This window comes from Kitasatospora sp. NPDC052896 (assembly GCF_044547075.1).
Taxonomy (GTDB): Bacteria; Actinomycetota; Actinomycetes; order Streptomycetales; family Streptomycetaceae; genus Kitasatospora.
Map to the genome: position 1 here is coordinate 34,814 of NZ_JBITZU010000005.1, position 24,028 is coordinate 58,841.

Annotated in this window: 26 protein-coding genes and 1 pseudogene; 6 read left to right on the top strand and 21 right to left on the bottom strand. The window is 73.2% G+C overall.

The window, feature by feature from the left end; all coding sequences use genetic code 11:
* Window positions 1-49 precede the first annotated feature (49 nt).
* Together ACIGXM_RS12855 and ACIGXM_RS12860 are read left to right on the top strand one after the other, a co-directional pair.
* Window positions 50-493, top strand: a complete 444-nt coding sequence (locus ACIGXM_RS12855) for an acyl-CoA thioesterase (RefSeq protein WP_396559966.1) — start codon at window positions 50-52, stop codon at window positions 491-493.
* A 45-nt stretch (window positions 494-538) separates the two neighbouring features.
* Window positions 539-1,300 (top strand): hypothetical protein, encoded by a 762-nt coding sequence (locus ACIGXM_RS12860; protein ID WP_396559968.1) that lies wholly within the window; start codon window positions 539-541, stop codon window positions 1,298-1,300.
* Window positions 1,301-1,320: 20 nt separating this feature from the next.
* Here ACIGXM_RS12860 and ACIGXM_RS12865 read toward each other — a convergent pair whose 3' ends face one another.
* The 9 genes from ACIGXM_RS12865 to ACIGXM_RS12905 form a co-directional block, all read right to left on the bottom strand.
* Window positions 1,321-1,722: a globin gene (locus tag ACIGXM_RS12865; protein ID WP_396559970.1), complete on the bottom strand. Its 402-nt coding sequence runs from the start codon at window positions 1,720-1,722 to the stop codon at window positions 1,321-1,323.
* 76 nt (window positions 1,723-1,798) lie between these two features.
* Complete coding sequence (locus ACIGXM_RS12870) at window positions 1,799-2,890, bottom strand: ABC transporter permease (RefSeq protein ID WP_396559972.1); 1,092 nt, start codon at window positions 2,888-2,890, stop codon at window positions 1,799-1,801.
* A complete protein-coding gene (locus ACIGXM_RS12875) occupies window positions 2,887-3,804 on the bottom strand; it encodes an ATP-binding cassette domain-containing protein (protein WP_396559974.1) in 918 nt (305 codons plus the stop codon). Before ACIGXM_RS12875 ends, ACIGXM_RS12870 begins: the two co-directional genes overlap by 4 nt.
* A gap of 71 nt (window positions 3,805-3,875) precedes the next feature.
* Complete coding sequence (locus ACIGXM_RS12880; RefSeq protein WP_396559976.1) at window positions 3,876-4,844, bottom strand: FHA domain-containing protein; 969 nt, start codon at window positions 4,842-4,844, stop codon at window positions 3,876-3,878.
* Between the two features lie 51 nt (window positions 4,845-4,895).
* A complete protein-coding gene (locus ACIGXM_RS12885) occupies window positions 4,896-6,245 on the bottom strand; it encodes a VWA domain-containing protein (protein WP_396559978.1) in 1,350 nt (449 codons plus the stop codon).
* Window positions 6,246-6,293: 48 nt separating this feature from the next.
* On the bottom strand, window positions 6,294-7,454 hold the full coding sequence (locus ACIGXM_RS12890; RefSeq protein ID WP_396559980.1) for a protein phosphatase 2C domain-containing protein: 1,161 nt from the start codon (window positions 7,452-7,454) through the stop codon (window positions 6,294-6,296).
* Window positions 7,455-7,458: 4 nt separating this feature from the next.
* On the bottom strand, window positions 7,459-9,984 hold the full coding sequence (locus ACIGXM_RS12895; RefSeq protein ID WP_396559982.1) for a tetratricopeptide repeat protein: 2,526 nt from the start codon (window positions 9,982-9,984) through the stop codon (window positions 7,459-7,461).
* Window positions 9,984-11,330: a hypothetical protein gene (locus ACIGXM_RS12900; protein ID WP_396559984.1), complete on the bottom strand. Its 1,347-nt coding sequence runs from the start codon at window positions 11,328-11,330 to the stop codon at window positions 9,984-9,986. Before ACIGXM_RS12900 ends, ACIGXM_RS12895 begins: the two co-directional genes overlap by 1 nt.
* Before the next feature lie 39 nt (window positions 11,331-11,369).
* Complete coding sequence (locus tag ACIGXM_RS12905) at window positions 11,370-11,504, bottom strand: hypothetical protein (protein ID WP_396559986.1); 135 nt, start codon at window positions 11,502-11,504, stop codon at window positions 11,370-11,372.
* 316 nt (window positions 11,505-11,820) lie between these two features.
* Here ACIGXM_RS12905 and ACIGXM_RS12910 point away from each other — a divergent pair, with 316 nt between their 5' ends.
* Both ACIGXM_RS12910 and ACIGXM_RS12915 read left to right on the top strand, forming a co-directional pair.
* The gene (locus tag ACIGXM_RS12910; RefSeq protein ID WP_396559988.1) at window positions 11,821-12,828 is read left to right on the top strand and encodes a cytochrome c oxidase assembly protein; all 1,008 of its coding nucleotides are present in this window, start codon (window positions 11,821-11,823) and stop codon (window positions 12,826-12,828) included.
* A gap of 36 nt (window positions 12,829-12,864) precedes the next feature.
* The gene (locus ACIGXM_RS12915) at window positions 12,865-13,443 is read left to right on the top strand and encodes a nucleosidase (RefSeq protein WP_396559990.1); all 579 of its coding nucleotides are present in this window, start codon (window positions 12,865-12,867) and stop codon (window positions 13,441-13,443) included.
* A 25-nt stretch (window positions 13,444-13,468) separates the two neighbouring features.
* Here ACIGXM_RS12915 and ACIGXM_RS12920 read toward each other — a convergent pair whose 3' ends face one another.
* Window positions 13,469-14,650, bottom strand: coding sequence for an alpha-hydroxy-acid oxidizing protein (locus tag ACIGXM_RS12920; RefSeq protein ID WP_396559992.1), 1,182 nt, complete (start codon window positions 14,648-14,650; stop codon window positions 13,469-13,471).
* A gap of 132 nt (window positions 14,651-14,782) precedes the next feature.
* On the opposite strand from ACIGXM_RS12920, the gene ACIGXM_RS12925 reads away from it, so the two are divergent.
* Window positions 14,783-15,382: a DUF4291 domain-containing protein gene (locus ACIGXM_RS12925; protein WP_396559994.1), complete on the top strand. Its 600-nt coding sequence runs from the start codon at window positions 14,783-14,785 to the stop codon at window positions 15,380-15,382.
* 273 nt (window positions 15,383-15,655) lie between these two features.
* Here ACIGXM_RS12925 and ACIGXM_RS12930 read toward each other — a convergent pair whose 3' ends face one another.
* From ACIGXM_RS12930 to ACIGXM_RS12965, 8 genes and pseudogenes are all read right to left on the bottom strand, one after another.
* Window positions 15,656-15,868, bottom strand: a complete 213-nt coding sequence (locus tag ACIGXM_RS12930) for a hypothetical protein (protein WP_396559996.1) — start codon at window positions 15,866-15,868, stop codon at window positions 15,656-15,658.
* A gap of 664 nt (window positions 15,869-16,532) precedes the next feature.
* Window positions 16,533-16,727 carry a hypothetical protein gene (locus ACIGXM_RS12935; protein WP_396559997.1) on the bottom strand — a complete coding sequence of 65 codons (195 nt, stop codon included), beginning with the start codon at window positions 16,725-16,727 and terminating at the stop codon, window positions 16,533-16,535.
* 43 nt (window positions 16,728-16,770) lie between these two features.
* On the bottom strand, window positions 16,771-17,235 hold the full coding sequence (locus tag ACIGXM_RS12940; RefSeq protein WP_396559999.1) for a glycine-rich domain-containing protein: 465 nt from the start codon (window positions 17,233-17,235) through the stop codon (window positions 16,771-16,773).
* A 15-nt stretch (window positions 17,236-17,250) separates the two neighbouring features.
* Window positions 17,251-17,688 (bottom strand): hypothetical protein, encoded by a 438-nt coding sequence (locus tag ACIGXM_RS12945; protein ID WP_396560001.1) that lies wholly within the window; start codon window positions 17,686-17,688, stop codon window positions 17,251-17,253.
* Window positions 17,689-17,748: 60 nt separating this feature from the next.
* Entirely contained in the window at window positions 17,749-18,393 is a 645-nt protein-coding gene (locus tag ACIGXM_RS12950; protein ID WP_396560685.1) for a DUF5753 domain-containing protein, read from the bottom strand.
* Window positions 18,394-18,678: pseudogene (locus tag ACIGXM_RS12955) on the bottom strand (helix-turn-helix domain-containing protein); the annotation flags it as partial.
* The gene (locus ACIGXM_RS12960) at window positions 18,620-19,132 is read right to left on the bottom strand and encodes a DUF6879 family protein (RefSeq protein WP_396560003.1); all 513 of its coding nucleotides are present in this window, start codon (window positions 19,130-19,132) and stop codon (window positions 18,620-18,622) included. The pseudogene ACIGXM_RS12955 and the gene ACIGXM_RS12960, both read right to left, overlap by 59 nt.
* Complete coding sequence (locus ACIGXM_RS12965) at window positions 19,110-19,337, bottom strand: hypothetical protein (protein ID WP_396560005.1); 228 nt, start codon at window positions 19,335-19,337, stop codon at window positions 19,110-19,112. Before ACIGXM_RS12965 ends, ACIGXM_RS12960 begins: the two co-directional genes overlap by 23 nt.
* 217 nt (window positions 19,338-19,554) lie before the next feature.
* On the opposite strand from ACIGXM_RS12965, the gene ACIGXM_RS12970 reads away from it, so the two are divergent.
* Window positions 19,555-20,745: a damage-control phosphatase ARMT1 family protein gene (locus ACIGXM_RS12970; RefSeq protein WP_396560007.1), complete on the top strand. Its 1,191-nt coding sequence runs from the start codon at window positions 19,555-19,557 to the stop codon at window positions 20,743-20,745.
* Between the two features lie 56 nt (window positions 20,746-20,801).
* On the opposite strand, the gene ACIGXM_RS12975 is transcribed toward ACIGXM_RS12970, so the two are convergent.
* Genes ACIGXM_RS12975 through ACIGXM_RS12985 form a run of 3 tightly spaced genes read right to left on the bottom strand, consistent with a single transcriptional unit; the run spans window position 20,802 to window position 24,018 of the window.
* Window positions 20,802-21,821, bottom strand: a complete 1,020-nt coding sequence (locus tag ACIGXM_RS12975) for an N-acetylglucosamine kinase (protein WP_396560008.1) — start codon at window positions 21,819-21,821, stop codon at window positions 20,802-20,804.
* 11 nt (window positions 21,822-21,832) lie between these two features.
* On the bottom strand, window positions 21,833-23,116 hold the full coding sequence (locus ACIGXM_RS12980; RefSeq protein WP_396560010.1) for a 6-phospho-beta-glucosidase: 1,284 nt from the start codon (window positions 23,114-23,116) through the stop codon (window positions 21,833-21,835).
* Window positions 23,116-24,018 carry a carbohydrate ABC transporter permease gene (locus ACIGXM_RS12985; protein WP_396560012.1) on the bottom strand — a complete coding sequence of 301 codons (903 nt, stop codon included), beginning with the start codon at window positions 24,016-24,018 and terminating at the stop codon, window positions 23,116-23,118. The genes ACIGXM_RS12980 and ACIGXM_RS12985 overlap by 1 nt, the downstream gene beginning before the upstream one ends.
* Window positions 24,019-24,028: the final 10 nt, after the last annotated feature.

Here is a 24,028-nt window from a genome sequence, read left to right on the forward strand (position 1 = left end):
GCACCCGCCCAGGTGCCGGCAACCGAGTGAACGAGAGGGAGAGACTGTCGTGGCGCGCCACATCTACGCCTGCCCGATGCGGTGGTCCGACATGGACGCCTTCGGCCACGTGAACAACGTGGTCTTCATGCGCTACCTGGAGGAGGCCCGGATCGACTTCATGTTCACCCGGGCCGCCGAGGCCGGTGCGGGAGAGTTCGCGGGCGGCTCGGTGGTGGCCCGGCACGAGATCGACTACAAGGCGCCGCTGGTCCACCGGCCCGCGCCGGTGACGGTCGAGACCTGGGTGACCCGGATCGGCGGTGCCTCGGTGACCGTGGGCTACGAGGTCAAGGACACCAACGAGGACGGCACCGAGCTGGTGTACGCACGGGCCTCCACCGTGATGGTGCCCTACGACCTCGCGGCGGGCCGGCCGCGCCGGATCAGCGCGGTGGAGCGGGAGTTCCTGAGTCACTTCCTGGAGAACGAGGACGTGCCGGCCGCCGCCTGACCGGCCCGTCCGACCGCCTCCGGCAACGAACGAAGTGAGCGCACCGTGATCAGCATCGCCCGGCTCGTCCTCGCCGACCCCAGCGAGGCGGCCGATCTCAGCGCCTTCCTGGGCCGGTTGCTGCGCTTCGACCGGGCGGCGGCAGTGCGGCTGCAGGCGGTCCCGCGGTCGGTGTTCCGTGAGGCGACGGCCCGGCGCGGACCGGCGGCCGCGGCCGAGTCGGAAGCGACCGTCGAGGAGTGGGCCGACGGCGTGCTCGCGGTCTTCGGCCGGCTGCCGCTCGGCAGCTCCGGCGTGATCGCGATCCGGACCGCCCGGCTGGCCGGGCTGGCCGAGGCCGCGGACGCGACCGTCTCCGCCGGACAGCTGCTGGAGGGGGTGGACGAGCGGAGCGGCGCCCTGGCACTGCCGGCCCCGGTCACCGGCCCGGCCTGGACCGGCCTGCTGCCCCCGCGCACCGGCTGGCAGCCGCTCGGGACCCCGGACGTCGGCCTGGTGATGCCCCAAGTCTTCGGCGCGGTGGAGGAGTTCAAGGAGCGCACGGCGGCGGTCCCGGAACACCACCGGACCAGGGTGGTGCTGGACGGGATCGCCGACGAGATCTGGTCGCGGTCGCTCACCGCCGCTCCGGAGCTGCCACTGCGCGCGGCCCACGCGGCCTACCGGATCGGCTTCCTGCACCCCGGCGCGCCGCTCTCGGCGCACCGCGCGGGCAGCTGGCTGCGGCTGACCGCGCCGCACGGGTCGGTCGCGGTGCGCAGTGCCGCCGCACCGGGCGCGGGCCTCGGACTGACCCCGCTGGCCTGACCGACTCCACGCGCCCGGCGCTACGCGGAGTTGACCATCGACGCGGCGGCGTAGCTGAGGTAGTCCCAGAGCTGCCGCTCGGCCTCCGGTGCGAGGCCCAGCTCGTCCACCGCCACCCGCATGTGCCGCAGCCAGGCATCGTGCGCGGCCCGGTCGACGGTGAAGGGCATGTGCCGCATCCGCAGCCGCGGGTGGCCGCGCCGCTCGCTGTAGGTCCGCGGGCCACCCCAGTACTGCATCAGGAAGAGCGCGAGCCGCTCCTCGGCCGGCCCGAGGTCCTCCTCCGGGTACATCGGCCGCAGCAGCTCGTCCTCGGCCACGCCCTGGTAGAAGCGGTGCACCAGGCGGCGGAAGGTGGGCTCGCCGCCGACCGCGTCGAAGAAGGTCTCCTCGGGAAGCTCGGTACGCCTGGTCTCAGTCACCCGACCATGGTCGCAGACCGCGGCCGGAGCCGGAACGGGGGCGGTCTCCTGACCGGACCGTCCCGGCTTCCGGACCTCAGACCTCGTCCCAGCGGAACAGCTTCCAGGCGATCGCGGTCAGCACGGCCGCGAAGGCCAGCAGCCCGCCCATCGCCGGCAGCGCGTCCATCACCCCGCCGCCCCTGGTCAGCACGGACTGCGCCGAGGTGACCAGGTAGCGCAGCGGGAAGACGTGCGAGACGGTCTGCAGCCAGTGCGGCGCGCTGTCCAGCGGGATGAACGACCCGGAGAGGAAGGACATCGGCAGCACGACCACCTGGTTGATCCCGTTCGCCGCCTCCTCGGTCTTCGCGATCGACCCGGTCACCAGGCCGATCGACATGAAGGCGATGGTGGCGCAGACCACCAGCGGGATCACCAGCCACCAGTTCCCGGTCAGCTTCAGCCCGAAGAACGGCGTGGTGGCGACCACCAGGAAGAGCCCGGTCTGGGCCAGCGCGACCAGCACGCTGACGGTGACCCGGGCGGCGACCACCGCCCCGATGCTCACCGGTGCCAGTCGCAGCCGCCGCAGCACCCGCTTCTTGCGCCAGTTCACCAGCGTGAACGAGGCGCCGAAGACCGCGCCGGTGGCGATCGCCCAGCCCAGCAGGCCGGGCGTGACGTACTGGATCGGCTTGAGTGACTTGTCCTCGACCTGGTCGCTGGTCAGCGTGTAGGCCGCCGGACGGCCGCTGGCCGCCTGGTTGGCGGTCTGCACCACGGAGTTCAGCACGCCCTGCACGCTGCCGGCCTTGACCTGGTCGGAGGCGCTGTAGTGGAGCACCGGCTGGCCGTCCGGGCCGTCCTCGATCAGCGCGTCGTAGGTGCCCTTGCGCACCTGCTCCAGGGCGGCGGCCTCGTCGGTGACCCGGGTGATGGTGACCACCTGGGTCACCGCGGCCCGCTCCCCGGCGGGCATCGAGTCCAGCACGGTCACCGGCCCGTACTGGGCGATCTTGACGTGCGGGCTGCTGCTGCCCTTGAACAGGGCGCCGAAGAGCACCAGGAAGAGCAGCGGCATCAGCAGCACGAAGAAGACCGTGGTGCGGTCGCGCAGGAAGGCCTTGCCCATCACCCGGGAGAGGCTGGCGTAGCTGCTGGCGCGGTCCTGCTCGGGAGCGCTCATGCCCGGTACTCCCGTCCGGTCAGGTGGAGGAAGACGTCCTCCAGGGTGGCGCCGCGCACCTCGAGCCCGCGCAGCGCGCCGCGCTCGGCCAGGGCGGACAGCACGGGCGCGGGGGCCCGGGTGGAGAGCGAGAGGGTGACGCCGTTGTCCTCCAGCGCGGTGATCTCGGCGCCCGCGGCGGTGAACAGCTCGCCGGCCTCCTCGGCGCCGAGCAGGCCGGACTCCACGCTGATCCGCACGGTGTCGTCCAGCTCGCGGACCAGCGCGGCCGGTGCGCCGGTGCGCAGCACCCGACCGTGGTCCATCACCGAGACCCGGTCGCAGAGGATCTCCGCCTCGTCCAGGTAGTGGGTGGTGAGGACGACCGTGCGGCCCTCGGCGTTGATGTCCCGCAGCAGGTCCCAGAGGTTGCGCCGGGCCTGCGGGTCGAGGCCGGTGGTCGGCTCGTCGAGGAAGACCAGCTCCGGGTCGTGCGCCAGCGCGCAGGCGATCGAGAGCCGCTGGGCCTGGCCGCCGGACATCCTGTCGGTGAGCACCGCGGCGGAGTCGGTCAGCCCGACCCGCTCCAGCATCGCGTCGGCCCGCCTGGCGCCCACGCCGTAGAAGGAGGCGAAGGTGCGGATGGTCTCCCGCGCGGTCAGCTTGTCGAAGAAGGCGGAGGCCTGGAACTGCACGCCGATCCGCGGCAGCAGCTTCGGGTTGCGGGGCCAGGGCGCCAGCCCCAGCAGCTCGACGCGGCCCTCGTCGGGCTCGCGGATCCCCTCCAGGATCTCCAAGGTGGTGGTCTTCCCGGCGCCGTTGGGCCCGAGCAGACCGTAGAACTCGCCAGACTCGACGGTGATCGACACCCCGTCGACGGCCTGGACATCCCCGTACCGCTTCCGGATCCCGTCCGCGGCTATTGCAGTTGTCATGGGTCCCGACCCTAGGGGCCGGGACCCATGACTGACGAGCCTCGCAGCGCGGGATCAGGGTCGGATCAGGGTCAGGCCCGGTGCAGGGTGATCGTGGTCCAGGCGCCGATGTGGATCCGGTCGCCGTCGTTCAGCGGGATCGCGGTGTGCGGGGTGACCGGGTCGGCGCCGCCGTTCATCGTGGTGCCGTTGGTCGAGTCCTGGTCCACCAGCACCCAGCTGCCGTCCGGCTGCTCGGCCAGCAGCGCGTGCTGGTGCGAGGCGCCCGGGTCCTCCGGCGGGACCGAGAGGTCGATCTCCGGCACGGTCCCGCGGTGCTGGCTGCGCCGGCCGATCCGCAGCTGGCCGCGGCCGGTCAGCGGGATCCGCCGCTCCGGGCAGTACGGCGGGAAGAAGAGACCCGAGGCCTCCGGGCCGCTGCGCGCCATCATGTCGGTGAAGTAGTCCCGGTCGGCGCTGACCACGGCCACCCAGCTGGTGCGGGCCGCCGGCGGCTCGGGCGGGGCCAGCCGGAAGGACGTGCCGAACGGGTCGGGCGCGCTGCCCTGCGGGGGCTGCGGCTGGCCGGGCGGCGGTCCGGGCACGGGAGGCGGCGGTGGGTAGCCACCGGGGGCCGGCGGCGCGGCCGGGTAGCCCGGGGCGGGCGGCTGCGGGTAGCCGTAACCCCCGCCCGGCTGCTGGGCCGGCGGCTGGGGCATCTGGGCCGGTGGCTGCGGGTAGCCGTAACCGCCGCCCGGCTGTCCGGCGCCGGTCAGCTCGTAGTCGTAGCCGCACTCCTCGCAGTACCGGCCGGTCTGCGGGGTCCGGCAGATCGGGCAGGTGACCAGCCCTTCGGTGGCGCCGGGCAGCGGGGACCCGGGCATCGGGTGGCCGGGCATCCCGTGCGGCGGCATCGGCGGGGGAGGGGGCGGCGGCGCGCCGTACGGGCCGCCGGCGGGCGCGCCGGCCGGGGCCTGGCCGCCCGCGGCGTTCATCGGGAAGCCGCAGAAGTCGCACCAGTCCTCGGACTGCGACTCGTGGCCCCTAGGGCAGAACGGCATCAAGTCCCCCACATCTCAGGTCCGGCCCAAGCAGAAACCAGGTCACGGCAGTCACTTCTTCACACGCACGGTCTTGGTCGAGCGGGTCTCCAGGGTCATGGAGTCGGCCTCGCTCACATCCTTACGGAACCGAACCGTACCCTCCTTCGGATCCACCACATCCACCACCTTCTGCAGAAGCCGGAAGGTGCCCTCGTTCCCGGTCTGGTGGGCCAGCCGGACGGCGGCACCCAACTTGGCGGTCGCCAGGTCGAGATCGCCGGCCCGGTGCGCCTCCAGCCCGACCTGGATCGACTCGGCCAGCTCGGCCTGGCCGGTGTAGTGGGCGACCTGCGGGCTGATCCGGGTGGAGGAGGCCAGGTCGTCGGTCCAGACCGCCTTGACCAGACCCTGGGCGAGCACCTCGGCGGTGCCGCCGGGCTGCGGCAGCACCAGGCTGATCCGGGCGGCCAGCATCTCGTTGCCCACCGCGGCGGAGGGGACCTCGACGCAGACGTGGTAGTCACGGCTCTCGTCACCCCAGGAGCCGGTCGGGTAGTCGCCGGCCCGTGGGCCGGCCTCGGAGCGGCGCCCGGTGAGGTCCTCCAGGTCGGGGGCGACCTGCTTGACGAACTTCACCACCGCGTTGGCCGGGGTCCAGACCCGCAGCGCCACGTCGGCGACCTGCTTGCCCATGGCGGCGGCCATCATGCCCCGGAAGTCGTCGGCCAGGCCGGACGGCTCGGCGACGATGTCCACCGTGCCGAGCAGCGCGGAGGAGATCCGGCGCAGCTCGGGCAGCTCCCAGTCGGTGCCGACGCCGCGGCAGTCGGTGGTGAAGTGGCCGGTGACCCGGTCCAGCACCCGCTGCAGGTCCTCCGGCTTCTCGTGCTCGTTGCGGCCGTCGGTGAGCAGGATGCCGTGCCGGATGGCGATCTCGCGCCGGGTCAGGAAGAGCTTGTCGGCGAGCGCGAGCCAGGTCCCGATGGCGGTGCCGCCGCCCGCCCTGAGCTTGCGCAGCGACTGCTTGGCGGCCTCCCGGGTGGTGGCGTCGGCCACCGCGAGGACGCCGCCGCCCGGGTAGACCTCGGTGGCCTCGTGGGTACCGGCCACCACGGCGAAGGCGACGCCGTCGCGGATGGTGTCGATGGCGACCGCGGTGGCGTCCCGGGCGTTGCGCATCTTGGTCGCCGGGTAGTCCATCGAGCCCGAGCAGTCGACCATCAGCACGACCGCCGAGTCGGGGCCCGGTCCGGCGGCCGCCGCGTCCACGGTGTCCAGCGGACGGCCGCCGGTGGTGCCGCCGCCGGTCGCGGTGACGGTGACGATCGCGTTGACCTCGCGAGCGCCTTCGGCGAGAAACTCGTTCTGGAAGATGTCCGCGGTGAACCTGGGCAGGTTCGACTTCGTCAGACTGGCCATGGCCCAAAACTCCTGATCGGTGAAGGTGGCTTGCGTTCCGACGAGACGTCAGTTCCGCGGCTCGGCGCGGACCGCGGCCGGCTGCGGCGGTGCGGGCGGTGCGGGCGGGAGCGGCGGTGCCGGCGGCACGGGCGGCACGGCCGCCCGGGGGCGCAGCACCGGCAGGTCCAGCACGGTGTCCGGGTGGTCCTCGGCGGTGGCCGGCCGCACCGGCAGCACGGTCACCGTGATGTTGTCGTGCCCGCCGGCCGCCACCGCGAAGTCGACCAGCGCCCGGGCCGCCCGCAGCGGGTCCGCCGCGGCGTCCCGGCGGACCAGGTCGGCCAGGTCGGTGGCGGCCTCGGCGTAGTTCCACAGGCCGTCGGTGCAGACCAGCAGCACGCCGGGGACGTGCGGGGTGAAGGCCAGCGTGTGCGGCTCGACCACCTCGGCGTCCGCGCCGAGCCAGCCGGTGATGGCGTGTGCCCGGGCGTCCGCGTAGGCCTCGGCCTCGGCCATCAGCCCGGCCGCGACCATCCCGGCGGCCCAGGAGTCGTCCTCGGTCAGCCGGTACGGCTCGGCGCCCTCGCGGTCGTCCGGGATCCAGTAGGCCCGGCTGTCGCCGACCCAGCCGACGGTCACCGCGCCGCGCGCCGCGACCGCGCTGACGCAGGTGCAGGCGGGTGAGTTCTGGCCGGGCCCGGGACCGCCGTCGTTCGCCAGCGCGGCCACCGCGTCGGCGGCGGCCAGGATCGCCCGGCGCATCGCCGGCTCGGCCGCGGCGCCGTGCTCCAGCGCGGTCAGCAGGTTCTCGCAGACGGTGTCGGCGGCGACCTGGGAGGCCTCGTCCGGTCGGGTCGCCGAGGAGACGCCGTCGCAGACCACCGTCACCACGGCGGGCGCGCCGCCGGGCAGCGCGGTGGCCGCGACGGTGAAGGCGTCCTCGTTGCGGTGGTGGCGCAGGCCGCGGTCGCTCACCCCGGCGACGCCGGTCAGCGAGCGCTCCTGGTGGTCGCGCGGGCGCGGCCGGGCGCCCCCGCACTGCTCGCAGTAGCCCTCGACGGAGAACTGGTGGGAGCCGCAGTGCAGGCAGGCACCGGGCGCCCGCGGCGCGCCGGCGGGTGCGGTGGCGGGCGGTCCGGCCGTCAGGTTCGCCCCACAGGCGCCGCAGAAGGCGTCCCCGGGGTCGAGCGGCTCCGCGCAGTTGGGGCACACGGTCTGTTGCGGCATCAGCTCACACCCACGTCCTGGGACGGGCCCGGTTCGCCCGTTCCACCATCTCGATCCGGTCCTCCGGCCGCTCGGCCAGCCGGGCCAGCACCCGGAACGAACGCTCCAGGGCGAACCGCAGCTCCCGCTCCCGCGCGGGGTGGCCGAGCACGCTCAGCCGGGTCGGCCCGGGGGCCTCGCCGGACCGGCCGGCCAGCACCCAGCCGAGCGCGGTGTCCAGCAGCTCCACCGACAGCTCCTCGCGCCGCCGGTCGTCCAGGGCGAGCGCGGTCAGCTGCGCGGAGCCGGTGGTGAGGTCCTCGGCCAGCGCCTCCCGCGGCAGTCGGGCCCGCAGCCGGGCGCGCAGCGCGGCGATCCGGGCGGCGGTGTGGTGGCTGGAGGTCTCCGGCACGGACTCCAGCGCGCGCAGCGCGCCCGGCCGGTCGTCCGCCGCCAGACGGACCCGGGCCAGCCCGAACGCGGCGCCGACGTAGGTGTGGTCGGTGCTCCAGACCAGCCGGTAGAACTCGCCGGCGTCCTCGCCGTGACCGAGCAGCTCGGCGCAGACGCCCAGCGCCAGCTTGGGCGCGGCCTCGCCGGGGAACGCGTCGTACACCGCGTCGAAGGCCTCGGCGGCGGCCCGCGTCCGGGCGGTGGCCTGGTCCGGGCCGGCGCCGCTCGCGCCGGCCAACTGGAGCAGCCCGCGGTACCAGACCACCCGCCAGTCGTCCGGGTGGTCGGCCTCCAGCGCGGTCAGCGTCCGCTCGGCCGCCTCCTGGTCGGCCAGCTCGATCCGGGCCCGCAGCTCGCGCAGCCGGCGCTCGACCGAGTCGGCCGGGGCGCCGCGCAGGGCGGCGATCACGTCCTCGGGCCGGACGGCCATCAGGGTGGCCAGGAAGCCCGCGTTGGGGTCGTTCGGGTCCACCCGGGGGACCGGCAGGGCGAGTGCGGCGGCGGCCGGGTCGATCCGGCGGACCTGCGGCAGGCCGGGCTCGGGGCCGGGGCCCTCGGTGACCAACTCGGTCTCCACCACCCGTAGTTCGGGTCCGAAGAGGGTGGAGAGCGCGGGCCGCGGCCGGTCGTCCTGGAGCGCCAGGATCTCCCGCAGCACGCCGGTCAGCTGGTCGGCCATCTCCTCGGCCGACCCGAACCGGCGGCTCGGGTCGGGGTCGGTGGCGCGCACCAGCAGCCGGTAGAAGGACTCGTACCGCGCGAAGACCGGGATCTGCTCGGGGCCGGGCAGCTCGTCCACCCACTGGGTGCTGTAGCCCTGGAAGTCGAAGGTGAGCACCGCGAGGGTGCGGGCCACCGTGTAGAGGTCGGAGGCGGGGGAGGGGCCGTCGGTCGCGATCTCCGGGGCCTGGTAGCCGACCGTGCCGTAGATCGGGCCGTCGTCGTCGAAGCGGCGGACCGCGCCCATGTCGATGATCTTGAGCGAGTCCTCGCTCTGGATCACGTTGTCGATCTTGAAGTCGCAGTAGACCAGGCCCCGGCTGTGCAGGTAGCCCAGGGCCGGCAGGGCCTCGAGCGCGTACGCGATGGCCTGCTCGACCGGCAGCGGCTCGCGCCGGCCCTCCGGGGTGCGGCGCTCGTTGGCGATGTCCTTGAGCGACTTGCCGCCGACGTACTCCATCACGATGTAGCCGTCGGTCGAGCCGGACGCCAGGTCCGGGTGTTCGACGAAGTTGATGATGCGGACGATGTTCGGGTGGTCCACCTCGGCCAGGAACCGGCGCTCGGCGATGGCCACCGCCAGGGCGTCCTCGTCGCCGGTGTCCAGCAGGCCCTTGAGCACCACCCAGCGGTCCGAGACCCGGCGGTCCAGGGCCAGGTAGATCCAGCCCAGCCCGCCGTGTGCCAGACAGCCGAGCACCTCGTACTGGCCGCCGACCAGGTCGCCCCGGCGCAGCTTCGGGGTGAACGAGTAGGCGCTCCCGCACTGGGTGCAGAAGCCGTCCGGACGGCCCGGACGGCCGTTCTTCTCCCGGCCGACCGGCGTGTCGCACTTGCTGCAGAACCGCTTGCGCTCGGGGACCTCGGGGTTCTCCAGCACCGCGCCGGCCGGGTCCGCCGTCGGCACCGGCGGGACGGTCACCAGGCCCGCGCCGAGCCGGCCGCGCGAGGTGCTGCCGATCGTGCCCTTGCTGCTGCGCACCGAGACCGAGCCGCGGGTGCCGGTCCGGGTCGAGCGGTGCGAGCGGGAGCGGCCGGACATCGAACGGGCCGAGCCGGTGCGCGTGGAACGGGCCGAGTCGGAGTCGCTCCGGGGCGCGGGCACGGCCGTACCCGTCGTCGCGCCGGCGGCAGCGGCCAGCCCGCACTCGTCGCAGTAGCCGTCCGCGTCGATCCGCCCGGAGCAGCCGGCCCGGGTGCACGGCCCGCCCGCCGCGGGCGGCGCGGCCACGGCGACCGGGCCGGTCCCGCCGGTCACCGGGCCGGTCCCGCCGCCGGCCGACCGGCCCGCCGCGGCCAGTCCGCACTCGTCGCAGTAGCCGTCCGCGTCGATCACGCCGCTGCCGGAGCACTCCGGCCGCACGCACGCCTCGCCCATCACACCGTCTCCCCCTGGCCGTTCGGCCGGCCGTCGTTCGGTTGCCCGCCGCGCGGCCCGCCGGCCGGGCGCAGCGCCTGCTGGAATCGGGTCACCGCGGCGGCGGCCGCGCGCAGGTCGCACGGCGCGCTCCAGAGCAGCCAGCGGGCCTTCTCGTAACGCTCGATCACTTCCAGGTCCTCGGCCAGCCCGTAGCGCGCCGCCATCGCCTTGTAGGCGTCCAGCCGGCCGCGCAGCTCGGCGCGGACGGCCAGCGGTTGGGTCACCTCGCCGAGCGACTGCCGGGCCCGGGCCAGCTCGCCGGCGGCCTCCTCCTCCAGCGCGTCCAGCAGCGGCGCCAGCTGGAGCCAGTGCCCGCCCTGGCGCAACTCGGCCGCCAGTCGGACGTGTTCGCGCAGCGAGGAGAGCGGACCCGGCACCGCCGGGACCTCGGTCGCGGCGATCTTGGCCAGTACCTCCCCGCGAGCCCGGCGGGCCTCGGCCAACGTGGCGTCCGCGCGCTGCAGCAGGTCGGCGACCTGGTGCAGCCGCTCGTCCGCCTCGTCGCGCAGCCGCAGCAGTTGCTCCAGCTCCACCCGGATGCCGTCCAACGCCCGCCCGGCGTGGTCGAATCGCGTGGTGTCCACCGTGCCGGTGGCCACCGGGGAGAGCAACTCCCCTTCGTCCCCTGCCCGTTGGGTGGGCTGCCAGAGCGCCAGCGGGTCGCTCAGCACCTCGGCCCGCAGTGCCGTCAACTCGCCCTCCAGGCCGGCCAGATCATCGGCCAGCGGGTGGGCGCCGGGTTGCACCCCGACCGAGCCGGCCAGCGTCCGGACCCGGCGCAACTCCGCCAGCAGCAGGTCGATCCGGGCCGGCAGGGCCGACCAGACCGCGTCCGCCGCGCTCACCACGTCGAGCACGGTGGCGTACCAGGCGTTCATCCGCTCCATCAGCTGGGCCAGGCTGACCTGTTCCACCAGCCGGGCCGGACCGCCGGGCCGGCCCACCGCGTCGGGCAGCTGGCCACCCGAAACGGTGACCGCCGGACCGCGCAGCAGCTCGCTCAGCTCGGCCAGTTCGGGCGAGCTGGGCCGGCCCCGGCGCGAGCGCACCGCGCGGGCCGAGGCGAGCGCCTCGGAGTAGCGGTCGAAGAGCGTCCAGAGCGCGGTCAGTCCCTGGGCGGCGAGCGACCAGCGCTCCGCGGTGCCGCCGGCGAGCGTCGCGCCCTCCAGCAACCGTCGCCCGGGGTGGTCCTGCAGGGCGAGCAGGGCCGCCTCGACGGCCTCCCGCTCGGCGCCCAGCCGGGCCAGCTCGCGGTCCACCTCCTCCCGGCTCAGCACCGGGCCGGCGGATCCGGTCAACGCCACGCTCTTCCCCCTCCTTCTGCTGCTGTTCGGTTCCTCGGTCTACGGCAGGTGGTTGGCGGCGCCGTACGGTTCGGGGTGCAGCGGGGGGCCGATCACCTGGATCGCCGGGGCCTGGGCGCAGTCGCCGCCCGGGAGCCGGTCGCAGGTGATCGTCATCGTACGCGGGATCGGCACGACCCCACCGTCCTTAATGCGTTCCATACGTACCCCCGCCGCTCCCCCAGGGGCCGCCCGACGATCGGGTGGCGGCCCGTTGCCAGCAGTATGGCCACTCGGTCGGACGGCCACACGCGATCCGTGTCGGACCCGGGCCGGCCGCTCGCACCGGTCCGCCGGCCCGTACCAACCCGGGGCCCAAGACGCGAGGGGCACCCTATGCGGTTCTCCCGCGCGCCGCGCCGCCCGGGTGCCCCGCCGCCGGTGATCGTCCCACGGTCGGCCATGATGGCTGAGGACCCGCCGCACCCGGGTGGAGCATGGAGCGCGAAGAATGCAGATGTCAGACCTGGCCGCCACCGGCTACCACGGACCGCCGCCCTGGCAGTGGTCCGACCTGGCCACCTCCTGGACGGCCGAGCCGGTCGTCCTGACCCTCTCGGCGCTGCTCGCCGTCGGCTACCTGCTCGGCGTGCGCCGGCTGGCCCGGTCCGGGACGCGCTGGCAGCCGACCCGGACCGTCTCCTTCCTCGGCGGGCTGCTGCTCTGGGTCTGGCTCACCTGCTCCGGGGTCGGGGTCTACGAGCGGATCCTCTTCACCGACCGGGCGATCCAGGTCATCCTGCTGCTCATGCTGGTGCCGCTGCTGCTCGCGCTCGGCGCACCGGTCTCGCTGCTGGTGGAGGCCTCGCCGCCGGCCCGCCGGGAGCGGATCCTGCGGGCGCTGCGCAGCCGCCCGTCCAAGCTGCTGATGTTCCCCGCGGTCTCCACCGCGCTGCTGATGGCGCCGCCCTGGCTGCTCTTCTTCACCCCCTGGTACGAGAAGTCGCTGAGCAGCGGGGCCTGGAACATCGGGCTGCACGTGTCCCTGGTGCTGCTGGGCCTGGCCTACTTCTGGCCGCGGCTGCAGATCGACCCGGTCGGCCACGAGTACCCGCACCTGGTCGGGCTCTTCATCGTCTTCGCCGAGGTGATCTTCGACGCGGGCCTGGGCCTCGTGCTGATCTACGGCGGGAACATCGTCGCGGACCACTACTACACGGTCCTCGCCCGCCCGTGGGGTCCGAGCCTGGCACAGGACCAGGTCTGGGGCGGTACCTGCCTGTGGGTGCTCGGCGACCTGGTCGGGCTGCCCTTCCTGGTGGCGCTGGTCCGCCGCATGATCGTGGAGGGCCGGGAGGAGAACGCCGCGGTGGACGCCGCGCTGGACGCCCAGTACGAGGCGGCGGTCGCGGCTTCGGCCGCCTCCTCGGTTCCGGCCGCCGTCCCGGACGAGCAGAGCATGCGCCCGTGGTGGCTCGACGACCCCAACCTGCGCCATCGCTACGGTGCCGGGGACTGACGGAACGTCCGGCCGGGCCCTGACTACCATGGCGGCATGCAGCTGATAGGTACCATCGCGCCCGACCGTCCGCTTCTCGTGCTGGCCGTCGCCGAGGAGGCCGCCCACCTCGGCGACCGGCTCCCGGTACTGCTCACCGGCATGGGCAAGGTCAACGCCGCCGCCTCGCTGGCCGCCGTGCTGGCCCAGGGACCGCGGCCGTCCGAGGTGGTCAACCTGGGCACCGCCGGTGCGCTGCGCCCCGGCCTCGAGGGTCGCACCCACCAGGTCGCCCGGGTGTTCCAGCACGACCTGGACAGCGCCGTGCTGCACCTGCTGACCGGCCGGGACACCGGCCTCCCGCTCGACCTGGCCGCCGACGGCCCGACCCTGGCCACCGGCGACCTCTTCGTCTCCGACCCGGCCGCGCGCGAGCGGCTCGCCCAGAGCGCCGACCTGGTGGACATGGAGGGCTACGCGCTGGCCGCGGTCGCCCGGCGGGCCGGGGTGCCGGTCCGGCTGGTCAAGCACGTCAGCGACGAGGCGGGCGAGGGCGCGGCGCGGGCCTGGCGCGACTCGGTGGACGACTGCGGCAAGCTGCTCGCGGCCTGGGTCGCCGAGGAGCTCCTCGGTTAGACCGCCCGCCGTCCGCCGCCCGGGTTCAGTCCGCCACCACCCGGCGCAGGGCGGCCGGGGTGAGGTCGGCCCGGTTCGGGTAGCCGTCCACCGCCATCAGCAGGTCGGCCTCGGCGAGCAGGCCGCGCAGCACGTGCACCACGCCGTCGGTCCCGCCGAGCGCCAGCCCGTACACGTACGGGCGACCCACGGCGACGGCGGTGGCGCCGAGGGCGAGCGCGGTGACCACGTCCGAGCCGGAGCGGACGCCGGAGTCGAAGAACACCGGCAGCCCGCCGGCCGCCCCGACCACCCCGGGCAGCGTGTCCAGCGCCGGCAGGCCGCCGTTGGCCTGCCGGCCGCCGTGGTTGGAGCAGTAGAAGCCGTCGACCCCGCCGTCCCTGGCCCGGCGGACGTCCTCCGGGTGGCAGACCCCCTTGAGGATCAGCGGCAGGTCGGTGAGCGAGCGCAGCCAGGCCAGGTCGGCCCAGCCCAGCGGGTTGCCGAAGAGCCCGGCCCAGAGCGCGGCGGCGGCCTGCGGGTCCTCCTCCGGCGGCTTCGGCAGGCGAGCCCGGAAGACCGGGTCGGAGGTGTAGTTCGCCAGGCAGTTCCCGCGCAGCTGGGGAAAGTTGGCGGTGCTCAGGTCGCGCGGTCGCCACCCGATGGTCCAGGCGTCCAGGGTGACCACGATGGCCCGGAACCCGGCGGCCTCGGCCCGCCGCACCAGACTGGCGGCCAGCTCGCGGTCGTTCGGGGCGTAGAGCTGGAAGAAGCCGGGGGTGTCGCCGAACTCCTCGGCCACCCGCTCCAGCGGGTCCGTGGAGAGGGTGGAGGCCACCATCGGCACCCCGGTCCGGGCGGCGGCGCGGGCGGTGGCCAGGTCGCCGTGCCCGTCCTCGGTACAGATCCCGAGCACCCCGACCGGCGCCATCAGCAGGGGAGAGGGCAGCCGCAGTCCGAACAGTTCGACCGACAGATCGCGGTGGGCCGCCCCCGCCAGTATGCGCGGCACCAGCCCCCACCGCTCGAACGCCCGCACGTTGGCCCGCTGGGTCCGCTCGTCCCCGGCTCCACCGGCCACGTACGACCACACGCCCGGTGGCAGCACCGCCTCGGCCGCGCTCGCCAGCCCGGCGAAGGTCATCGGGTAGGGCGGGGTGACGTCGTCGAGGCCGTTGAGGTAGATCTCGTACTGGTAGTCACCGAAGTTCGGCTGCGGCTGTGTCATGTCCGGCAGCGTCCCGCTCGGGTCCGGCCGGCACAAGAGCGCGTGCCGCTGCCGGATCAGTGGCCCCTCATGAACCACCGGTCGCCGGTAAATCACTGGCTGTCCACGTCCACGCGGGCCAGACTCACCCGGGTGGCGATCTACCGACAAGTCCGCGCGCTCCACACCGAGCACACCGTCACCGTCTACCAGGCCTACAACCCGGAGATCGGCGACCACGCGGCGGCGCACGGACGGTTCCCGGACAGCTGGAACCGCTCCCGGATGACCTGGATCAAGCCCAGCTTCCTCTGGATGACGTACCGGAGCGGCTGGGGCACCAAGCCGGGCCAGGAGCGGGTGCTCGCCCTGGAGATCAGCCGGGAGGGCTTCGACCGTGCGCTGACCGAGGCCTGCCTCAGCCACTACGACCGCGACGTCCACCCGGACCGTGCGGCCTGGGCGGCCCGCTTGCGCGCCGCTGAGGTCCGCGTCCAGTGGGATCCGGAACGTGATCTCGGAATGAATCAACTCCCTTATCGTTCACTCCAGTTGGGCCTGGTGGGCCACGCCGCCCGCGAATACGCCGACCAGTGGTTGCGGTCCGTCCGCGACGTCACCCCGCAGGCCCGCGCGATCCGTGCGCTGGTCCGCGCCGGCGATCGCGACGCCGCGACCGCGCTGTTGCCCCCGGCCACCCCGTACCCGATCCCGGCGGCGGCGCTGGCCACCCTGGGCGCGACGGCGCGGTAGCGTCCCCGGGCGCCTTCACGCTGCCGAGATCGTCAGTTCACAGTCGGGCCGTCGTCTTGCCCCGGTAACAGAAGGTGCGGCCCACGGCCGCGCAGACCTTGGCAGCTCGCTGTGCTCGCGCGCGACGGCGTTCGGGAACTCCCGCCCGCCGCGTGCTTCCGGGCCGGCTCGGACCTGGCGTGCCCGACGGGTCGGCACAGCCCCTGCGACTCTCCCGGCTACGCTCGCGCGGGAGCGCCCCACGGCGCGTGGCTGCGGGGCGCCTCGTGGGGTTTAGTCGACCGTCTGCCCGTCGTACGTACCGCCCTTGCAGGGGTTGCCCGGCAAGTCGATCCGGGGCGTTCCGCCGCCCTTCTCGCACTGAGAAGGGGTGACGTAGGTTGGGCCACCGTGTGTGGCAGCGGTGGCGGTGGCGGCGCCGGTGAGGCCGAGTCCGGCCAGGGCTGCCGTGGCGGTGACGGCGGCGAGTGTTCGTCGAATGCGCATTTGGTTCCCCTTTCACGGATTGCCTCGATTGGGGCACTAATCAGCTTGATCTTCATCCATATGGGCGGCAAGCCGTACTGCGCCATTCGGGTGACGGCGCTGTCGGGTGCGGGGCGGTGACGCGACCCGCCGGACAGACGATATGTGGGGCGATTTGTCAAGCGGTGCAGGGGTGACCGGCCCCGGCGTGGTGGGCCGGGGGCAGGCAGGGGGCCGGGCGGGTGCGTGCCCTGGCGACGACGCGCGGTCAGCCTGATCTGCGCGGGTCGGTTACCGCATGACCGGTTGTGCGTCGGGAGCGGGCCGCTCGTCCAGCTGTCGGGCGTGGTCCGGTGGCGGGCCGGGCTGCCCGTAGGGCCGAGGAAGCAGCCCGGGACCTGACGCGCGCCCGCGACGACGTCCGGGCCGACCTCATGCGCGCCCGCCACCGCCCAACGGTCTACCACGCACACGGTCAGCCCGTGCCACGAGCGGTAGGGGCTGACGGTGACGGCAGACGGTCAGCGGGCGTGGCTCGACAGCCCAGCCGGGCCGACCTGGACGTCGTGAACCCCGGTGGACCGCGCCCGGCGCAGGCGGTGCGGGTGACGACGCGTGAGAGGAGCTCGGGGGTGCTGGGCACGAGTTGGTCGCACGCATCGGTCTCGGCACCTTCGGCGACGCGTCACCGCGGCGACGTCCAGCCGTCCGGGAGCCGGTAGAACGTGGTCATCAGGACGCCCTCGCTGCGGACCCAGATCGGCATCCGGACCGGCACCAGCTCCGCCTGCCCGATCTGCCCGACCTCCACGGCCCGCATCGCGAGCGCGTGGTCCTCCAACCACCGGTGCGCCTCGAAGGGCGCGCTGTTCTCGGTCATGGCGGGATCCTCCCAGGGACTGGCCGGCCGCATCGCTTGTTCGTCAACCGGGCTTGTTCATGCACGTCACCTGGCAATCCGGCGGTGAGTGCTGACAGTTGGCGGCAACGACGATCTCCCCCGTCAGCGGGTCGCCCCATCGTGTGTCGGCCGGATAGCCGGCCTGCCGCATCATGCTGGTCGTGAAGGCGAGCACCGCGCCGTCGAAGCGGCTCGGGTCGGGCCGCTCCGGAAAGTGATGCACCGGGCCGCCCACCCGCGCGCACAGCTCCTCGTACGCCCGGGTGTGCAGGACGAGCGCGTGCCAGCCCTCGTCGACGATGCGCGAGGGCGCCATGCCGTGGTCGCGGAACCGGCCGCAGGTGGCCACGAACTTCAGGGCCTCGCGGACGATCCGCTCGGCCAGGTGTTGATCCACGCCAGGGTTGTTGTCGCGCACGGTCGCGGCGACCGCCGCGAACGTGTCGGGCGGGATCAGGTTCCGCGCTTCCTGAAGGGCTGTCGTCAACGTGTCCTCCTTGGTTCAGCCGTTGGTACTTCCTTGCGGCAGAGGTGACGGAACGGCTCCGGTCGATGTTCGGAGCGTGGCCTGATCGAGATAGCGCTGCCGCTGGATCCACGCGTCGGCCCCATCAAGCAGGGTGTGCTGCTCCAACTCGCCATCTGTCTCGATCCAGCCGCCGGTGGCGACCTCCCGGACTCCCCGCAGCGCCCAGCCCCGATCATCGGGTGGCAGTTGCTCGGGCCGGTAGCGGCGGCCAGTCGTCGGGCATGGCGGGCGCCGACGGACTGTGGTGTCCCGGACGACGTCGTCCGCTACACAGGTGGTGACGGTCTCGCCGTGGTGCGAGGCATCTGGGCTGGCGCAGCAGAGGCAGGCCAGCCCGGTCAGCTGGGCATCAGTGAAGCCGGGCGCCGACAGCCCATCAGGCCTCGGCTGTGGGAACGCCATCTCTGACATGGCCAGCACGTTAGGGGGGCCAAGGACGTCATCCACAAGTGTGCGCCAACTTGCGGGCGGTCACCCGAGAGCGTCAATCGCGGCGGTGATCAGTTCTCGCGCGGACTTTCCGTGCACGGCGGACTTGGTCAAGGCTGTGAATGTTCGACTGTAGAGCTCCACCTCGCTCGGCTGGGTGACGGTCACCTCAGCGGTCACCAATTCGACGAGGACCCTGTCCGCGTCGAAGATCCAGAAGCCTTCGACCGGCCACATGAGACGGCGTGCGACGGACGGGACGACTCCCAGGCTGACGCTCGGCAGAGCTGCTACCCGTAGCAGGTGGCCGAGCTGGGCTGCCATCACCTCGTCATCCGCCACACGGGCCAGCAACGCCGATTCCTCCAGCACCACGGCAAAGGTGTGGTCGCCACGGTGGAGTACTCGTTGACGAGCGATACGGGCATTGACAGCCGCTGCCGTGTCGTCGGGGATGTGCTGGAACGAGATGATCGCCCCCATCAACGCCTCTGCGTATGCCCGAGTCTGGAGCAAGCCGGGGATGACACCGGGTTCATAGATTCGGAAGTGCCGAGTGCGCTCGTACAGTGGCACGGCCGCCTCTTGAACCTGACGGAGGCCGGCCCGGGTCTGACGGCGCCACTCCACGTACATGCCCTCGATACCACGGGCGGATGCGATCAGGTCGTCAGCCTGGTCGGGCACCCCGCAGTGTAGTGTCCACGTCCGGATGTCCGCCGGGGAGGGCGAAGTCCGGCCGTGGACGAGGCGAGAGCACTTCGACTCGTGCCAGCCTGCCAACCTTGCCAGTGCTCGGGCGCTGAGTCCTGCGTCCTTGCGCAGCTCGTCAAGGCGCTGCCCAAGAGCCTGACGGGCCTGTTGCACGTTCGAGGGGATGGTTGGCATTGATTGGTGTCCCGTGATCCAGCTATTACGCGGGGCGGTAGTCCGAATGGGGAACCGCGCACTCCCACACGGCGGCGAAGGCATCCTGGCACAGCTTGATCACCACGGGGTCGGTGACGGTCTCCGAGTCCGTCCACTCTCCGTCGCCGTCGAAGTGATTGATCAGCACAGTGGCTTCGTCGAACAGCCAGAAGTCATTGCCCGGTAGCGCCAGGGCAGTTGCGTTGCGGCGACGCAACCAGCGCACCTGCTCACCGGCTGCGATGTTGTGCTCCTCAGTGATCTCGTACTCGAATCGGACGTAGTCGCTGATCGGCTCCGAGACGATCCGGGCCCGCTTGACCTCGACGCCACGGTGGACTGCCTCCTGTACCAGGTTGGCCCACCAACAGCTTTCGGGGTCGTCCGGGAGGATGCTGCCGGCCTGCCACGCGATGAACGACGGGTCGCTGCGCATGTAGCCGTCGCGCATCTCCAGGTGCAGTGCGTGGTACTCGGCCGCGCGAAACAGCTCCTCAAACGTCTTCTCCGATGCCACCGTTCACCTCCGGGAAGAACTGGATCATCCGCTTGGGGTACTCGATCACGGTCTCGTGCTCCGGCAGGTCCAGCTGAGCGAGCCGTTCGGCGTCCGTGACCCTCCAGCCCTGGATGAGGTAGTTGCCCGTGACATCGTCGTAGTACAGCGTCGGTGATCCACCGTTCTTGCTTTCCGGATCCTTGCCCAGCCTGTGCAGTGCCATGGTGCCCTCCGGTGTCGGCGGACGATCGCCGTGTTCAGGCTTGCACGTCGGGCTGGCGGCCAGCCAGCAGTGTGCGAGAACTTGCACAGTGCCGGGGACTCCGGGTTCGGTCGGTTGACGAAACGGTCAAGGTGTCGCGGGCACGCGATCTGCGCGCTGGTCCGGCGGTTCGGCGAGACTGGCTTCGTCAGCCCCGAGATCGGCGGCCACGCTGCCGATGACGAGAGAGACGAGTCCGTACGTGTCGACCGCGCCCGTGATCCGCAGCGATGTCCCCGGTTCCTTCGCGTGGGGGGTCTTCCACGAGCGGCATCCGAAGCTCGTTCAGCAGGTGATCGACGCGCTGCCGTACGGGCCGGGCGAGCGGGTTGCGGTCAGGCGGCTGCTGGTCGAGAGCACCACGGGGGTGTTGGAGCCGTTGCGGGAGGACGCCCACGACCACGCCCGGTGGCTGGAGTGGGGGCACGGGCTCTGGGGGTTGCCGTGGGGCGAGGCGCCGTTCCTGTGGGCCGAGAGCTACTTCTACCGGCGGCTGCTCGACGCGACGGGGTACTTCCGGCCGGGGGCCTGGCAGGGGGTCGACCCGTTCGGGCCGTTCAAGAGCGCGGAGCTGGCCGGTGCGGCCGTGGACGACGAGCTCGCCGCGCTCGGCGGGCTCCGGGCTCTTCCGGAGGCGGGCCGGCGGGAGGCGTTGCTGTCGTCGGCGCTGTGGGGGAACCGCGCCGACCTCGGTTTCCAGATCACCGCGGGGGCGGAAACGGGGGCGCCTTCGAGGGTGATCGTCGATGACGGTCCGGTGCTGTGGGCCGAGCTGGAGGGGGCGAGGGGCGGGCGGGTCTGCCTGGTCGCGGACAACGCCGGCCGGGAGCTGCTGCCGGACCTGGTGCTGATCGACCACCTCCTGGCGAGCGGGCTGGCGGCCGAGGTCACGCTCCACGTGAAGCCGCAGCCGTACTACGTCTCCGACGCCACGATGGCGGACGTCCTCGCGGCGGTGGAGCGCCTTCGCCGCGCACCCGGGCCGGAGGCCGCGGCGGTCGGCCACCGGTTGTGGCGGGCGATGAACGACGCCGTGCTCGTGGTCCGCGCGCACCCGTTCTTCTGCGCGCCACTGCCGTTCCACGACCTGCCCGCCGACCTCCGGGCGGAGTTCGCCGGCGCGGCGCTGACGATCCTCAAGGGTGACCTCAACTACCGCCGTCTGGTGGGCGATCGGCTGTGGCCGCCGACCACGCCGTTCGCCGGCGCGGCGGGCCACTTCCCGTCACCCGTGGCCGCCCTGCGGACGCTCAAGTCGGACGTGGTCGTCGGCGTCGGCGCGGCCGCGGTCGCCGAGCTCGACGGCACGGGGGAGCCCTGGCGAACCACCGGCCGGTACGCCGTCGTCCAGGTCCACCCCGGACGCTAGGCGGGCCCGCAACCCCAGCGGCAGGGCCTGCCCACGTCGCACTGCTTCGGGTCCGGTCAGCTCTGGACGACCGGCTCGGCGGTGCTCGCCGGGTAGGCCGCGCGGAGCCGGTGTTGGGCTTCGGGGCCACCGCCCAGGGCCGCCTGTGCCAGGTGGTCGAGGCCCAGGAGGGCGGCGCCCAGTACCGGGGGAGCGGTGATGACGCGGGGCTGGGCGAGCGGGGCGAGGGCGGTCAGGCGGGTGGTGAGGTTGCCCAGCAGGAGGGGGTGGCGGGCGGCCAGGATGCCGCCGCCCAGAACCAGGGGGATGGGGGTGGAGAGGGCGTCCAGGCGGGTGAGGGCGACCCGGACCAGGCGGGTGATCTCGTCGGCCTGGCGGTCGACGAGGTGAAGGGCGGTCGGGTCGCCGGCCTCCGCGCACGTGAAGAGGAGCGGGACGATCTCGTGCAGGCGGGCGGCGGGGAGCCGGGAGAGGTGGACGGCCTCCGCGACGGCGCCCGCGGTGGGGAGCCCGAAGTGACGGGCGATCGCCGGAGCGAGCGCGGTCGGCTCGCCCCGGCCGTCCTCGGCGCGGGTGGCGTGCCACATGGCCTCGGTCGCCAGGCTGCCGCCGCCGCCCCAGTCGCCGGTCAGCGGGCCGAGGGCGGGGAACCGGGCGGTGCGGCCGTCCAGGAGCAGGCCGGCGCAGTTGATGCCGGCGCCGCAGACCACGGCCACCCCGTGCGGGGCGTCGGTGCCGGCCCGGAGCAGCCCGAAGGTGTCGTTGACGACGGTGACGGTGCGCGCCCAGCCCTGGTCCGCGAGGGCCCGCTCCAACCGCCGCTCCTCCACCGGGAGGTCGGCGTTGGCCAGGCAGGCGCTGAGGTGCTCGGCGACCGGGCCGCCGGGGGTGCCACGTCCGGAGACCGCCGCGACCAGCGGGGCGAGGGCGGCCACGGCGGCCTCCGGTCCGTCCAGGTGCGGGGTGAAGCCGCCGCCCCGGGCGGTGCCGAGCAGCGTGCCGTCGGCGCCGACCAGTGCGACGTCGGTCTTGCTGTTGCCGGCGTCGATGGCCAGTACTCCGGGCAGTTGTGGCATCGAAGGTCCCCCTAGGCCCACGGCAGGTGTGCGCGGTTGTGGGCGAGCAGCCGGTCGGTCAGTCGGTCGGCGAGGTCGAGCTGGCCGATCAGCGGGTGGGCCAGCAGGGCGTCGAAGACCCGGTCCCGGCCGCCCTCGAGCGCGGCCTCCAGGGCGAGTTGCTCGTACGCGGTGACGGCGGCGATCAGCCCGGCGAAGAGCGGTTCGACCGGGCGCTGCGGCAGCGGCCGCACGCCGTCGGCGTCCACCTCCGCGGGCACCTCGATCACCGCGTCGTCGGGCAGGAAGGGCAGCGTGCCGTCGTTGCGGGTGTTGACCACCTGGGAGCCGGAGAGGCCGGTGCCGAGCAGGGCGGCGATCAGCTGTACGGCCGCCTCCGAGTAGAAGGCGCCACCGCGCCGGGCGAGCAGCCCGGGCTTGGTGTCCAGCGTCGGATCCGCGTACAGCGAAAGCAACTCCCGTTCGATGGAGGCGACTTCGGACGCCCGTGAGCCGGTGGCGCGCAACTCCTCGACCACCACGTCGTGTTGGTAGAAGTATCGCAGGTAGTAGGAGGGCACCACGCCGAGCCGCTGGATCACCGGCAGCGGCAGGTGCAGGTCCTCGGCGATCCGCGGTCCGAAGCGGGACAGCAACTCCGGTAGGACCTCACGGCCCGAGCCGCTGGACGGGGAGTCCAGCAGTGTCACCCCGCGCTCCCAGGTCAGGTGGTTGAGCCCGACGTGGTCCAGCCGCACCCGTTCCGGCGCGACCCCCAGGTGCGCGGCGAACTTGCGCTGGAACCCGATCGCGACATTGCACAGCCCGACCGCCTGGTGCCCGGCGGTCTGCAGCGCCCGGGTGACGATCCCCACCGGGTTGGTGAAGTCGACGATCCAGGCCGCGGGGTTCGCCCGGCGCACCCGTTCGGCGATGTCGAGCACCACCGGTACGGTTCGCAGCGCCTTCGCCAACCCGCCCGCCCCGGTGGTCTCCTGGCCCACGCAGCCGCACTCCAGCGGCCACGTCTCGTCCTCGGCCCGGGCGGCCTGCCCGCCGACTCGCAGTTGCAGCAGCACCGCGTCGGCGCCGGCCACTCCGGCGTCCAGGTCGCCGGTCGTGCTGACGGTGCCCGGGTGGCCCTGCCGGGCGAAGATCCGCCGGGCCAACCCCCCGACCAGGTCCAGCCGTTCGGCCACCGGGTCGATCAGCACCAGCTCGGCGACCGGCAGGCTGTCCCGCAACCGGGCGAAGCCGTCCACGAGTTCGGGAGTGTAGGTGGAACCGCCGCCCACGACGGCGAGTTTGAGGGACATCAGCCCTTGACCCCTGTCAGTGTCACGCCTTCGATGAAGGCCCTCTGCGCGAAGAAGAACAGCACGATGACCGGTGCCATGACGAGCAGGGTGGCCGCCATGGTGAGGTTCCAGTTGGTGTGGTGGGCGCTCTTGAACGACTCCAGCCCGTACGAGAGGGTCCAGGCGCCCGGGTTCTCGCTGGCGTAGATCTGCGGCCCGAAGTAGTCGTTCCAGCAGTAGAAGAACTGGAACAGCGCCACCGCCGCGACGGCCGGGCGGGCCATCGGCAGGATCACCCGCAGCAGGGTCCGCAACTCCCCGCAGCCGTCGATCCGGGCCGCCTCCACGTACTCGCGGGGGATGGTGAGCAGGAACTGCCGCAGCAGGAAGATCGAGAAGGCGTCCCCGAAGGCCATCGGGATGATCAGCGGCCAGAGCGTGCCGGTGAGGTGCAGCTGCTTGGCCCAGAACAGGTACATCGGGACGACGGTCACCTGCGGTGGCAGCATCATCATCGAGACCACCGCCATCAGGGCCAGGTTGCGGCCGCGGAACCGGAACCGGGCCAGCGCGTAGGCCACCGGCACGCTCGAGACGACGGTCAGCAGCGTGCCGGCGCCCGCGTAGACCAGGGTGTTGCGCCACCAGGTGAGGAACCCGGGGGTCTGCCACACCCTGACGTAGTTGTCCCAACTCCAGTGCTGCGGCCAGTAGTCGGTGGTGAGTGCCTGGCGGTCCGTCATCACCGAGGTGAGGAAGACGAAGACGAAGGGGAGCAGGAAGAGCAGCGCGGCCGCCACGGCGGTCGCGTGCACCGCCGTCCAGTGCAGGACGGCCCGGCGGCGGGCGGCCCGGGCCGCCGTCGTGCGGGGCGGGTGCGGAACGGCCGGACGCAGCGGCGTGGTGAGGGCGTTGGTCATGGTGGTGGTC